The organism is Trabulsiella odontotermitis (assembly GCF_001188485.1).
GTDB classification, from domain to species: Bacteria; Pseudomonadota; Gammaproteobacteria; order Enterobacterales; family Enterobacteriaceae; genus Trabulsiella; species Trabulsiella odontotermitis_A.
Genome location: NZ_JNGH01000076.1, coordinates 25,114 through 38,334, shown reverse-complemented (window position 1 = coordinate 38,334; position 13,221 = coordinate 25,114). Strand labels below are relative to the sequence as shown.

Here is a 13,221-nt window from a genome sequence, read left to right as displayed (position 1 = left end):
GGGCTGGTTTTAAAGCGCGTACAGCAGGCTCGCCAGCTGTTGGTTAATCACCTGCTGATTAAATTCAGTTTCGACTTTCTGGCGGGCGCGTTGCACTACCGGTTGCAGGGCGTCTGGGTCGATGGCGCAGAAATCGCGCAGCCGCTCGGCCAGCGCGCTGGCATCGTTTTCCGGCACCAGCCAGCCGGATTCGTTAGCATCAATCAGCTCAGGAATGCCGCTGTGGATCGTTGATACTACCGGAATGCCCACCGCCATCGCTTCCATCAGCGCAACGGGAATACCTTCCATGTCACCATCCGCGCCAGTGACTGACGGCAGCAGGAACACGTCAGCCTCGTCCAGCATCGCTTTGACTTCATGGCTCGGCTTAAAGCCCGGCATCTCAACGACGTCTTCCAGTTGATACTGCTCGATCAGCGTCCGCAGGCGGCGTTCCCAGGGGCCAATACCCAGAATGCGATAGTGAAAATTAACGCCCTGCTCTTTCAGCTGGCGGCAGGCTTCAATCGCCACGTGCAGCCCTTTTTTCTCAGTCAGGCGGGCAACGGAGATGATCTGCAGGGTCTCGCCAGGGGTTTTCAGCGGACGCAGCGCAAAGCGGTCCATATCTACGCCCATCCGCGAGACGGCGATTTTTTTCGCCGGGCAGCCCATGGTCTGCAGGCGATGCGACCAGAGATCGCTGATTGGCAGCATCAGGTCACCACGGCGAAACAACTGCTGATATTCCGGCGTGTAGTGGTTAAGCACTTCGCGGCTGGAAATATCGATACCGTGAAAGACGGTGGCGATTTTGCCCTGAATGACGCCGAGTTCACGCAGTTTGGCGGCGGTAACGCCCGCCGGGCCAAAGTGGGCGATAAACACATCGGCACGAACGGGCTCCGGCATCATGCCGCAAATGGCGGAGAGGATCAGGTTACGCGCCTCGTCGCCATATTGCCGCACGTTCAGCGCTTTCCAGGTGGCCGGGCGCGTCAGGCCGCGCACGGTGTGCAGTGCGCGATATTTCAGCTTCGCCGTTCTGCCTTCCGGTTCATCCAGCAGCCAGCGGGTTTTCTCCGCCAGTTGATATCGGGTGTAGGCCGCATGCGTATTCGTCAGATCCCCTTTCTGCAGTGCGACAATCTCCACCTCATAACCCATCTCGATAAACGCGACGATCTGGTTGAGGACGAAGGTCTCCGAAGAGAGTGGAAATTTCAGTAAGAAGAACCCGACCTTCATTTCACCTCCCCGATTCGCGCCAGTACCGACTGCACCATCTTCATGCCAGCTTCACGCTCAGCGGTCACCGCCTGCGCCAGCCGTGCATTGATCGCCGGAAGCTGGCCCAGCGTATCGCCGACCATCGCGCCCAGGCTGCCATCCAGCAGGTGGCGAATATCCATCGCCATTTCCGGCATGCCCAGTTGCTGCATAATGCCCGCCGATTTGTGCTCATAGTTAATCGCAATGGCTGGCGTGCCAAAGTTCATCGAGATAATCGCCGAGTGCAGGCGCGTGCCGACGGTCAGCTCGCTGGCACCGAGGATTTTGCCCATCTCCAGATCGTTCAGCTCATCCATCACCACGTGATACTGCGACGGCTCGCGCAGGTGTTTGCGCAGATTCAGCGCCACCATGCGGTCATCTTTGTTATAGCTGTCGATGCCGGTACAGGTCGACAGCGCCACCACCTGATAGCCGTCGTCGATAATGCGGTTCACCACCTCAGCGAACGCTTTTTCATACGCGTCCTGGGTGGTGCCGAGGCGTTTATCGAACGGTGCCAGTTCGCGTAACGTCACCGCGACTGTTTTCTTCTGCGCAATCATCTGCAACCAGTGTTGCACCGCGTAGCTGGCGACGAAATCCGGCTCATGGTGATCCACCAGCCAGGCGGTATCGACGCCCTGCTCCACTCTGGAGGTGTCAATGTCGCTGCGTTTCATCATATTGAGGCTGACGGATTCACGCAGGATCAGCGCATCGCAGTGACCAAAAACGTAATTCGCCAGCTGGTTAAACTGTGGCTGCTGGAACGGCCCGACGCTATGGCCAATCATGTACAGCGGCTTTTTCGCCATGAACGTACAGAGCGCATGCTCGAACTGCGGCACGCCGTATAAATCGACGAAAAACGAGCCGCCCACCTGAATGATGGCGTCATAACCGGACAACAGACGGACAAAATCAGTAAAGCCCTGGGCGATGGCGATATTGCGCAGCTTGCCGCTGTCGGTGACCCGCGAAAGCAGGACCTGGTGCTGGTAGCGGCGGCGGAGCATTTTTTTCACCCGCCCCATCACCCCGGCGGCGTTGTTGTGCTGTTTCATCTGCGAATAGAGCGGATCGCCCATCACTGGCCGGTCGAGTAACCAGGACGAACTCACCGGGTAACGGCTCATCACGTCCACATCCGCATCAGGCTCGAGCGTGTTAATCGCATCGAGCAACCCACGAAGAATGGCGCTATCACCACGGTTGCCGCAGGTGTGGTTGCCAAGAATCAGTAATTTCATAGTGACCTCTGAAAAGGGGGTTCTTTTCACCCTGCGCGCAGCAGAGTTTTCATTTTTTCGTTGCGGCACAACTGGCGTTTCATTTCCACCACCAGCGCATTACGCGACAGCACTATCANAAACCGGCAGCCACAGGCTCAGGATGTACTCGCGATAGCTGGAGCCAAGCACCGGTTTGATCATCACGAAATAGCTGAGCACGGTGTTGATGATTTGCACCAGCAGGAAACCGAGCGTCACGCCCAGTGCCCCGGCAAGATGACCGCCAATGATGATGGCAGGAATAAACAGGAACGTTTTAAAGACGTTGAATTTGAAGCTGATATCGACCCGCGCTTTCGCCATCAGCAGCGAGCCAATCGGATTACCCACCGAGCGCAGCAGCCCGACGATGCACAGCAGTTGCAGAATGGGGATGATGCCAGCCCACTTTTCGCCAAACACCAGCGGCACAAAATTATTGCTGACCACCATCAGTCCCAGCAGCGCCGGGAAATTAATAATCCCCACCACTGACAGCAGCTTGTAAAAGTTCACCCGCAGCTTTTCAGTGTCNTCGGCGGCACCACCGCCACGTTGTAGGCGAGGTTGTATCCCCCCGCCACGCTGGCACCAAGAATACGCGCCAGCACCAGCGTCGAGAGGTTGGTATTCACATAGTTGATGATGCTGTCCGCCGTCAGCCACGCGCCAAAGCGCAGGTTAGACGAGACCGACGCCAGCGAAAAATGCAGTCCCGGGCGGTAGATCTTGCGTCCGAACCAGCCGAACAGCAGCGTACGCACGGCGCTGTTCACCAGATACCCCAGAATGGCGGTCATCGCCACCGGCCAGAAGTGCGCGGTGATGACCGTAAAGGTAAACCCCGCCAGCACGGCGGAGGTTTCGATCATGCCAATTTTGTTGAACTCCAGCTCTTTTTGCATCAGCGCGCGGAACTGCTGCCCGTGCGGAATGACCACAAACGCGAACGACAGCGTGCGCATCAGCGGCGCCAGGTCCGGGTTATTCAGCACGTCGGCGATCAGGTCGCTCAGCAAAAAGACGGCAATACAGACCACAATCCCCAGCCCGACGTTCAGCCAGTAGAGCGTGGTGAGTTCCAGGTGGCTGATCTCTTTGCGCTGGATAATGGAGTTGGCGATGCCAAAATCAGACAGCGTATCGGCCAGCGCGATGATCACCAGCGACACCGTCAGCAGACCGAACTGGTGATTGTCGATGATCCGCGCCAGTACGGTCATCTGCACCAGCCCGAGGCCGATAATAACGATGGTCGCCATCGCCGACCATTTCGCGCCGCTGATGGTTTTTTCTCTCAGGCTCATTGCCGCTACCTCAATACGCCGCTTTGTTGACAAAGCCTTTGAACACCGTCAGAAAAACAATTTTGATGTCGAACCAGAGGCTCCATTCGCGGATGTACTCGAGATCGAACTCAATGCGTTTTTCCATTTTTTCCAGCGTGTCGGTCTCGCCGCGCCAGCCGTTGATTTGTGCCCAGCCGGTGATACCTGGTTTAACCTTGTGACGCAGCATGTAGCCGACAATCAGCTGACGATACTGTTCGTTATGCGCCACCGCGTGCGGACGCGGACCGACAATCGACATGCCGCCGGTCAGCACGTTGATGAACTGCGGCAGCTCGTCGAGCGAGGTGCGGCGCAGAAAGTTGCCCACTTTGGTGACGCGCGGATCGTTCTGCGTCGCCTGGGTCACCACCTTGTCGTTCTCCATCACCCGCATCGAACGGAATTTCCACACCATGATCGGCTTACCGTCCATCCCGTAGCGGGTCTGGCGGAAAATGACCGGGCCAGGCGAACTCAGCTTCACGGCGAGGGCAATCGCGCACAGTACCGGGGAAATGAGCAGCAAAATAAACGCCGCCAGGACGATATCTTCCAGGCGCTTCAGCACGCGGTTGGTGCCCGACAGCGGCGTGTCATACAGCGGCACCACCGGTACGCCGTTCACCTCTTCCACGCGGGAGTGAAGAATGTTGAAGGTAAAGACATCCGGGATCAGGATCACCGAACAAGTGGTGTCGGCGAGGTCGCGGACCAGTTTTTTGATGCAGGCTTCGTCGCCCATCGACATGGCGATATAGACGTTGTGGATCTTGCCCGCGCGGGCATCGTCGATCAGTTGCTGATTGTTTCCGGCCCAGTCGGCGCCCACGCCGCCTGGTTTCGGATCGTGATAGGTGCCGATCACTTCATAGCCCAGCCACGGCTGGTTGCGAAAGCTGTCGAGCAGCGCCTGCCCGACCGGTAAATCACCGGCCACCGCCACGCGGCGGGTGTTGTAGCCCTGATTGCGCAGCCAGCCTGCGCCCGAACGGATAAACGCCCGGCTGACCACCATGCCGGTGGTGCTGAGTAAATACCACGACAGCCAGATGCCGAAGCTGTTGTTGAAATCATCGTTGAACGCCAGCAGCCCGGCGCTGAACACCAGACTCAGCGTCCAGTTTTGCAGCAGTAACAGCAGTTCGGTTGAAATACGTACGCCACGCCATGAGCGGTAGAAATCGGTCATGCCGCCGATCATCTGGAACACGACCAGGGTAATCAGAGCCATCAGCAAATGCAGATACAGAAAGGGCAGTGCCGCTCCCTTACAGACCACCCACAGGCCACCGACCATGATGGTGATATCAGAGAATCGCTGCACCATTGAGATTAACGATGCATTCGTTTTGGCTCGCTCGCGCTTTCTTAGAGTCGTCATCGTTGTTCCTGTTCAGAGACTCCCCTCCCTTCCGGGAGGGGAAGGATTTACTGTTTCAACAGCGCCAGAATGTCCTTCGTTCGCGCTTCCATCAGCGCCGGATTGCCGCGTGATTCCACGTTCAGCCGCACCACCGGTTCGGTGTTCGAAGAACGCAGGTTGAAACGCCAGTCGGCATACGCCACGCTGATGCCATCGGTACGGTCAATCTCCAGCGCATCCTGAGCAAAGTGTTGTTCGACCCGGGCAATCGCCGCCGCCGGTTCTGCCAGCGTGCTGTTGATTTCGCCGCTCGCCGGGAACGCTGCCATGCGGTCGCGCACCAGCTCGCCGAGGGTCTGGCCCTTCAGGCACAGCAGCTCGGTCACCAGCAGCCACGGGATCATCCCGCTGTCGCAGTAGGCGAAATCACGGAAATAGTGATGGGCGCTCATTTCGCCGCCGTAGATGGCGTCTTCCTGGCGCATGCGCTCTTTGATAAACGCGTGTCCGGTTTTGGACATCACCGGCGTGCCGCCCGCGGCGCTCACTACGTCCACGGTGTTCCAGGACAGGCGCGGGTCATGAATGATTTTCGCGCCTGGGTTTTTCTCGAGGAACGCTTCTGCCAGCAGGCCAACAATGTAATAGCCCTCAATGAACTGGCCTTTTTCGTCGAACAGGAAACAGCGGTCAAAATCGCCGTCAAAGGCAATGCCCATGTCTGCGCCATGTTCAATGACCGCGTTGCGGGTGTCGGCGCGGCACTCCGGCAGCAGCGGGTTCGGAATACCGTTAGGGAAATTGCCGTCCGGGGTGTTGTGAACCTTGATGAAGGTCACCGGTACGTTGTGGGATTTGAAGCGGGCTTCCAGCGCGTCAATCACCGGGCCTGCCGCGCCGTTGCCGGAATTAATGACCAGCTTCAGCGGTGTCAGGTTTTTGGGGTTGATGTAGCCGAGCAGGTGGTCAATGTAGGCATCACGCAGGTCGATTTTCTGATAGCTGCCGCGTTTTGCCTCATCCACCGGCGGGAAGTCGTTGGCTTCCGCCAGGCGCTGCACGTCACGCAGTCCGGTATCGCCGCTGATCGGGCGCGCGCCTTCACGCACCAGCTTCATGCCGTTATAGTCCATCGGGTTATGGCTGGCGGTCACTTCAATGCCGCCGTCCACGCCCAGGTGGAACGTGGCGAAATAAATTTCTTCGGTGCCGGACAGGCCGATGTCCAGCACGTCAACGCCCGCATCGCGCAGGCCTTTTGCCAGCGCCAGCTTCAGCGTTTCGCTGGTCAGGCGCACATCGCCGCCAAGGACAATGGTTTTCGGTTTCAGGTATTCGCCATACGCGCGGCCAATGCGCCACGCGATATCTTCATTCAGCTCTTCACCCAGCTTGCCGCGAATATCGTAGGCTTTAAAACAGGTCAATTTTGTCATGGTTTTACCCTTTTTCAGGCAACAGTGAGCCCTGACCCTCGCAGGTCATTTTTTATTGAGTTGTTTTCATCGCCGGAGGGCGATACGCCAGCAGGCGCTACACGCGTCCGTACCGATCCGCAAATCGCACCACGTCATCCTCTTCGAGGTAGGCGCCGGAGCGGACTTCAATCAGGTCGAGCGGGATCTTCCCGGGGTTTTCCAGACAGTGGGTCGCACCGAGCGGGATGTAGACCGACTCGTTTTCTCCCAACAATTTGATTTCATTATTGATAGTGACTTTGGCGGTACCGGCCACCACAATCCAGTGCTCCGCACGGTGGTGATGCATCTGCAACGAGAGTCCCTCGCCCGGCTTAACGGTAATACGCTTCACCTGATAGCGATCGCCGGAATCAATGGAGTCGTATTTGCCCCACGGCCGGTACACTTCACGATGAATATGGTGCTCGTGGCGACCATCAGCTTTGATCTGCTCGACCACCTTTTTCACGTCCTGCACCGCATTGCGATCGGCGATCAGCACTGCGTCTTTAGTCTGCACCACAACCAGATCTTTCACGCCGACGGTGGTCACCAGGCCCGATTCCGCGTACACATAGCTGTTTTCGGTTTTATGGCTGATCACGTCGCCGTGATGAACGNCTTCGGCGGTATGGGCGCTGATTTCCCACAACGAGGACCACGAGCCGACATCGCTCCAGCCTGCGTCCATCGGCATCACTACCGCGTCCGCCGTGCGTTCCATCACCGCATAGTCGATGGACTCTTCCGGGCAGGCGAGAAACGCCGCTTCTTCGACACGAATAAAATCGAGATCCGGGTCCGTCACGTTCATGGCGTTTTCGCAGGCCTCAAGAATATCCGGCCGATATTTTTTCAGCTCTTCGAGGTAGCGACCGGCGCGGAACAGGAACATGCCGCTGTTCCAGTAGTATTCGCCGCTGGACACATAGGCCTGGGCGGTTTCCAGATTTGGTTTTTCGACGAACTGCGCCACATCAAACGCCACGGGGTTTTAGCCGTAGCCGGTTTCCGGCAGATCCGGCACGATGCCGAAGGTCACCAGCTTGCCGCTTTCGGCGTAGGGCATGGCGTCGCGAACCGCGGCACGGAAGGCGTCTTCGTTCTGAATGACGTGATCCGCCGCCAGCACCAGCATCAGCGGATCGTTATCCGGGCAGCTGCGTTTTGCCGCCAGTGCCGCCAGAGCAATCGCCGGGGCGGTGTTGCGCCCTGCCGGTTCAAGAATAATGTTTTCGGTCAGCTTGTTGAGCTGACGCAGTTGCTCGGCGACGATAAAACGGTGCTGCTCGTTGCAGATCACCACCGGACTTTCGCACTCCACGCCGTTCAGACGGTTAATCGTCGCCTGCAGCATGGTCAGTTNNGGGATAAAGCACACGGGACAGCGGCCACAAACGGCTGCCGGAGCCACCGGCCATCACGACGGGAAATAACTGTGACTGACTCATTGTTTAACCCCGAATATCAGCAATAAATTGGCTCAGCACGTTCTCTTTTTCGAGCGTGCGCTCAGCGTACTCGTGCGCTAACCGGTTTTCTTTCGGCAGCGCCAGCGCGCTTTCAATTCCTGTCACCAGCGCCGGAACGGACTCCGGCTCGACGCAAATCGCGATCCCTGGTATGGCGCTGCACAGTTGCCCCAGTTCGGTTTCCGCCTCGGCGGTGATCACCGCGTTGCCGCCGACCGCGAGAATATTCGTCAGCTTCGACGGCAGCACCGCATCGGCGGCACCGCGTTTCTGGATAACCAGATGGCAATCGCCCATTTTCAACAGCGCAGGCAGCACGTCATAAGGCTGCAGCGGGAAAAAGCGGATGTTGCTTAAGCCGCGCTCGGCCGCCAGTTTTTCCAGACGCGCTTTTCCGCCGCCCTGCCCGACAATCACGAACAGCCACGGCTGGTGTTGCAGTTGCGAAGCGGCGTCAATGACGCTCTCCAGCCCCTGCTTTTCCCCGATATTGCCGGAATAGAGAATGATTTTTTTATCGGCGGGTAATCCCAGGTGTTGGCGCAATTCCGCCACCTGCTCCACGCTGACGTCGCGAAAGCGCGCCACTTCGGACCAGTTGGGGAAGAAAATGACTTTCTCCGCAGGAACGCCTTTCTCCTGCGCTTTGTTCATCATCGAACGGGAAATGGTGGAAACGTTGTCGACGTTGTGCAGGCCGCTGCGCTCAAAAGCGCTGGCGAGCTTCGCCACGTTGCCGCCGTTGCCCTTCCCGGCCATCCCGAGGCCGAGCATGGCGTCAACTTCGTAATCCTGAATATGCAGCAGGGTGCGCGCGCCGGAGAGTTTCGCCAGCAGACGCATGCCTGGCGTGCAGAACAGCGTCGGCACCACGCCGATGATGCGGTCCGGCTTCCAGCGGCGCTGGGCCATCAGCGGGAAAAAGCTGCTCAGCGCAAAGCTGCCGAGGTGTAATAATCGTTTCAGCGTTGAGGGCTGTTTCGGCACATACAGCGGGCAGCGCCAGACGGTGGCGTCGCCCTCTTCCCGGCGGTAACGCCAGGCGGAATAACGCTCGCCGACTTTCCATTCCGGGTAGTACGGCGGCGCGGTGATCACCCTTACTTCATGACCCTGACGGGCCATCCACTCGACCATTTCCCCGGTGTATTTACCGATACCGGTCAGCTCGGGAGCGTAATTAATGCCGTAGACCAGAATCTTCATAGTCCCGGCACCTCAGCGCGTTTCTCGACGAGGAAATAGGCGCGGCTGTTGTCGTGGACGTTATCGGCGGCCAGCAGTTCCGCTGACGTCAGCCAGCGGTAGTCGTTATGCTGTTCGACCGGTAAGGTCAGCGCGTCGGCGTCCACCTTCAGGCGGAAACCCAGCACCACATAATGGGTGGTGAAATCGGTGCCGGAAAANCGGGCGCAGGCCGAGTTCCGCTTCGGTCAGACGGGCAAAGGCGTCAGCGAGCGTCTCGTCCTTCTGCACGCGCCCGCCCGGCACGAACCAGTAGCCCTGCGCCGGACGGTTATTGCGTTTCCCGAGCAGAAATTCCCCACGCGCGTTTTCGACGATCAAATCAATAGAGATGAGCGGCGTTGAACGCACCACGGTGGCAAAATCTTCGTGCTTAAGAAACATGGTTACCCCCGGAAACGCTGCTGGTTTTCGAGGAACCACTGGTACGTACTGGCCAGCCCTGCCTCAAGTGTGATTTCGTGATACCAGCCGAGCTGGTGCAGACGCGACACGTCCAGCAGCTTGCGCGGCGTGCCGTCCGGTTTCGAGGCGTCGAACACAATACGGCCTTTGTAGCCGACCACTTTGGCGATGGTCTGCGCCAGCTCGCGGATGGTGCAATCAACGCCGGTCCCGACGTTAATGTGCGACAGCATCGGCTGGGTATTCTCTTTCCACACGTCGCTGTCGAGATCCATTACGTGGATGCTCGCCGCCGCCATGTCGTCAACATGGAGGAATTCACGCATCGGCGTGCCGCTGCCCCACACCACCACGTCAGGCGCATTTTCCTGAGTGGCTTCGTGGAAGCGGCGCAGCAGCGCCGGGATCACGTGCGAGTTGTTCGGGTGGAAGTTATCGTTCGGCCCGTACAGGTTGGTCGGCATCACCGAACGGTAATCGCGACCGTACTGGCGGTTGTAAGACTCGCACAGCTTGATCCCGGCGATTTTGGCAATCGCATAGGGTTCGTTGGTCGCTTCCAGCGTGCCCTGCAGCAGCTCGCTTTCCGGGATCGGCTGTTTCGCCAGTTTCGGATAGATGCAGGAAGAGCCGAGGAACAACAGCTTGTCCACGTTGTGCGTATGCGCAGCGTGAATGATGTTGCTCTCAATCATCATGTTTTCGTAGATGAAATCCGCCGGGTAGGTATTGTTGGCAACAATACCACCCACTTTTGCCGCCGCCAGATACACCTGGTCAATGCGTTCCGCTTCAAAGAACGCATTCACCTCTTTGCTGTCGAGCAGGTTGAGTTCGTCGCGGNNAGAACCAGTTCCACGTCGTCGCGCTGCTCAAGCTGTCGGGCGATGGCCGAGCCCACCATTCCCCGGTGGCCCGCCACAAAAATACGTTTTCTGGTCATGAATCAGGACTCCAGCGCGATGGCAACCTCGTAGCCGTGGGATTTGAGCAGGGAATGTTTCTTCGCCGCTTCCAGATCTTTTGCCACCATTTCAGAAACCATTTCCTGCAGCGTGGTTTCCGGTTTCCAGCCCAGGGTCTCGTGCGCTTTGGTCGGGTCGCCGAGCAGGGTTTCCACTTCCGCCGGACGGAAGTAACGCGGGTCAACGGCAACAATCACATCACCCGGTTGCACACCCGGTGCGTCGTGACCGGTCACGGACACCACGATCCCTTTTTCTTCCACGCCGGTGCCTTCAAAGCGCAGTTTGATGCCAAGCTGAGCGGCCGCCATTTCCACGAACTGACGCACGGAATACTGCACGCCAGTGGCGATCACGAAGTCTTCTGGTTTGTCCTGCTGCAGCATCATCCACTGCATTTTGACGTAGTCTTTGGCATGGCCCCAGTCACGCAGGGAATCCATGTTGCCGAGGTACAGGCATTTCTCCAGGCCCTGGGCGATGTTGGCGATCGCGCGGGTGATTTTGCGGGTCACGAAGGTTTCGCCACGGCGCGGGGATTCATGGTTGAACAGAATGCCGTTGCAGGCGTACATGCCGTAGGATTCACGGTAGTTAACGGTGATCCAGTAGGCGTACAGTTTCGCCACCGCATACGGCGAGCGCGGGTAGAATGGGGTGGTCTCTTTCTGCGGGATCTCCTGCACCAGGCCGTACAGCTCAGACGTTGACGCCTGATAGAAGCGGGTTTTCTTTTCCAGGCCGAGGAAGCGGATGGCTTCCAGCAGACGCAGGGTACCCATCGCATCCACGTCGGCGGTGTATTCCGGGGATTCAAACGAGACCGCAACGTGGCTCATGGCGCCCAGGTTGTACACTTCGTCCGGCTGCACTTCCTGCAGGATGCGGGTCAGGTTGGAGGTATCCGTCAGGTCGCCGTAATGCAGGTGGAATTTCGGGTTGCTGGTATGCGGATCCTGATAAATGTGATCAACGCGTTCAGTGTTGAATGATGAAGCACGACGTTTAATCCCATGAACTTCATACCCTTTTTCCAGCAGCAGTTCTGCCAGATAAGAACCATCCTGTCCGGTTACGCCGGTGATGAGAGCGACTTTTGACATTTTATTTCCTCTAGAATTATCAGGGTTGAGTTGTTACCACGCGTTCGCGCGTCACCACTGCAGGGTTGCCCCGGCAAATCGCATTTGACGGAAGCGATTTAAATACGCTGCTGCGTGCGCCAACGACGGTGCCATCACCAATCGTCACGCCCGGGGCGACAAACACATCTGTCGCCAGCCAGCATTTTTCGCCAATCACGACAGGCGTCGCGTTAATATCAAAATGCGCGCTGGAATAATCGTGACTGCCGGTACACAAATAACATTTCTGCGAGATGACAGAATTAGCACCAATCGTAATCTCGCCAAGGGTATATAACACCGCGTCATCGCCGACCCAGGCATAATCACCGAGGGTTAATTTCCACGGATAGGTGATTTTTACCGACGGACGAATAACTACGTTTTTTCCGATTTTCGCGCCAAATAAACGGAGCAGAAAAGCACGCCAGCGGTAAAGTATTTGCGGTGACCAGGCAAATAACGTTGCCTGAACCGCCCACCACAGTTGCACCTTAATACCATTCCCGCCCCGAAACCCTTTCGGTACGGAGAAACCGCTTAATTCTTGCATAAGCTTTCCTGATATTTATGCTTTGTTATATAAAGCTTTGGTTTTACCGGTGGTACGTAACCGCATAAAATAAGACAATTCTGCCCAGAAGCCTGGCACGCGCAATATTTTGCGCTGCACGTTTTTTGCATCCTGGCATAATTCAAGATTATTCGAGGTTGACACACCGCCCATCGAGAATTCGGACACCAGTCCTTTCACACGCTTAAACGGGTAACCCGCTTTATACATCCGGGCCGCTAACGCGTAATCCGATGAAACACGGTATTGCAGATCGTAGGGGTGATTTTTCAGTCCCGTTACCGGGAAAAAGATGGCCTGATGGCTGGCCGGCAGGCTGTGATAAATATACCAGCCCGGTTTCGCGCCGCGACGAATTTTGTTGCCGTCGCCGAAATCCAGCAGCGCATCGCCGATATACATCGCATTGTCTTTTTTGTTTGCCAGCTGGCGAACGAAATGCGCAATATCCTGATGAAAAACATCGCCGGAATTGAGGAAGATGGCGAACTTACCCTGCGCCATGGCGATGCCCTTGTTCATGGCATCATACAGGCCGTTATCACGTTCGCTGACGAAGCGTAAGTTGTACTCACCGTTAAGGTTTTCCAGATATTCTGCGGTGCCGTCGGTCGAGCCGCCATCCACCACAATCCATTCGAAATCGAGGTCGGTTTCGCGCGCCAGATGCGCCAGTGACGCTTTCGTTTTCACGACTCCGTCATAATTGCGAAACGCCACGGTAATAATGCTCAGCAGCATATTCGTTCCCACC

8 protein-coding genes and 4 pseudogenes are annotated in these 13,221 nt (G+C 57.2%); all 12 read right to left on the bottom strand.

The features are described 5' to 3' along the window. Positions 1-9: 9 nt before the first annotated feature. The 12 genes and pseudogenes from wcaL to wcaE all read right to left on the bottom strand — a co-directional run bounded on the left by wcaL (position 10) and on the right by wcaE (position 13,208). Complete coding sequence (gene wcaL, locus GM30_RS08465; protein WP_049848251.1) at positions 10-1,230, bottom strand: colanic acid biosynthesis glycosyltransferase WcaL; 1,221 nt, start codon at positions 1,228-1,230, stop codon at positions 10-12. Continuing rightward, entirely contained in the window at positions 1,227-2,507 is a 1,281-nt protein-coding gene (wcaK, locus tag GM30_RS08460; protein WP_049848250.1) for a colanic acid biosynthesis pyruvyl transferase WcaK, read from the bottom strand. Before wcaK ends, wcaL begins: the two co-directional genes overlap by 4 nt. Positions 2,508-2,533: 26 nt before the next feature. After that, positions 2,534-3,835, bottom strand: a pseudogene (locus GM30_RS08455) (MOP flippase family protein). 10 nt (positions 3,836-3,845) lie between these two features. Continuing rightward, complete coding sequence (gene wcaJ, locus GM30_RS08450; protein WP_049848249.1) at positions 3,846-5,240, bottom strand: undecaprenyl-phosphate glucose phosphotransferase; 1,395 nt, start codon at positions 5,238-5,240, stop codon at positions 3,846-3,848. Positions 5,241-5,287: 47 nt separating this feature from the next. After that, positions 5,288-6,658: a colanic acid biosynthesis phosphomannomutase CpsG gene (gene cpsG / locus GM30_RS08445; protein WP_049848248.1), complete on the bottom strand. Its 1,371-nt coding sequence runs from the start codon at positions 6,656-6,658 to the stop codon at positions 5,288-5,290. A gap of 97 nt (positions 6,659-6,755) precedes the next feature. Continuing rightward, positions 6,756-8,133: pseudogene (gene cpsB, locus GM30_RS08440) on the bottom strand (mannose-1-phosphate guanyltransferase). 3 nt (positions 8,134-8,136) lie between these two features. Continuing rightward, on the bottom strand, positions 8,137-9,360 hold the full coding sequence (gene wcaI, locus GM30_RS08435) for a colanic acid biosynthesis fucosyltransferase WcaI (protein ID WP_049848247.1): 1,224 nt from the start codon (positions 9,358-9,360) through the stop codon (positions 8,137-8,139). Then, positions 9,357-9,783: pseudogene (locus GM30_RS08430) on the bottom strand (NUDIX domain-containing protein). Before GM30_RS08430 ends, wcaI begins: the two are co-directional and overlap by 4 nt. A gap of 2 nt (positions 9,784-9,785) precedes the next feature. Next, positions 9,786-10,747, bottom strand: a pseudogene (gene fcl, locus GM30_RS08425) (GDP-L-fucose synthase). 3 nt (positions 10,748-10,750) lie between these two features. Further along, positions 10,751-11,872: a GDP-mannose 4,6-dehydratase gene (gene gmd, locus GM30_RS08420; protein ID WP_049848246.1), complete on the bottom strand. Its 1,122-nt coding sequence runs from the start codon at positions 11,870-11,872 to the stop codon at positions 10,751-10,753. A 19-nt stretch (positions 11,873-11,891) separates the two neighbouring features. Next, on the bottom strand, positions 11,892-12,446 hold the full coding sequence (gene wcaF, locus GM30_RS08415; protein ID WP_049848245.1) for a colanic acid biosynthesis acetyltransferase WcaF: 555 nt from the start codon (positions 12,444-12,446) through the stop codon (positions 11,892-11,894). Between the two features lie 15 nt (positions 12,447-12,461). After that, the gene (gene wcaE / locus GM30_RS08410) at positions 12,462-13,208 is read right to left on the bottom strand and encodes a colanic acid biosynthesis glycosyltransferase WcaE (RefSeq protein ID WP_049848244.1); all 747 of its coding nucleotides are present in this window, start codon (positions 13,206-13,208) and stop codon (positions 12,462-12,464) included. Positions 13,209-13,221 lie beyond the last annotated feature (13 nt).

What these genes read in the sequence shown, in the direction of transcription:
- wcaL (WP_049848251.1), bottom strand. Translation starts at nt 1,230, where the DNA reads ATGAAGGTCGGGTTCTTCTTACTGAAATTTCCACTCTCTTCGGAGACC.
- wcaK (WP_049848250.1), bottom strand. Translation starts at nt 2,507, where the DNA reads ATGAAATTACTGATTCTTGGCAACCACACCTGCGGCAACCGTGGTGAT.
- wcaJ (WP_049848249.1), bottom strand. Translation starts at nt 5,240, where the DNA reads ATGACGACTCTAAGAAAGCGCGAGCGAGCCAAAACGAATGCATCGTTA.
- cpsG (WP_049848248.1), bottom strand. Translation starts at nt 6,658, where the DNA reads ATGACAAAATTGACCTGTTTTAAAGCCTACGATATTCGCGGCAAGCTG.
- wcaI (WP_049848247.1), bottom strand. Translation starts at nt 9,360, where the DNA reads ATGAAGATTCTGGTCTACGGCATTAATTACGCTCCCGAGCTGACCGGT.
- gmd (WP_049848246.1), bottom strand. Translation starts at nt 11,872, where the DNA reads ATGTCAAAAGTCGCTCTCATCACCGGCGTAACCGGACAGGATGGTTCT.
- wcaF (WP_049848245.1), bottom strand. Translation starts at nt 12,446, where the DNA reads ATGCAAGAATTAAGCGGTTTCTCCGTACCGAAAGGGTTTCGGGGCGGG.
- wcaE (WP_049848244.1), bottom strand. Translation starts at nt 13,208, where the DNA reads ATGCTGCTGAGCATTATTACCGTGGCGTTTCGCAATTATGACGGAGTC.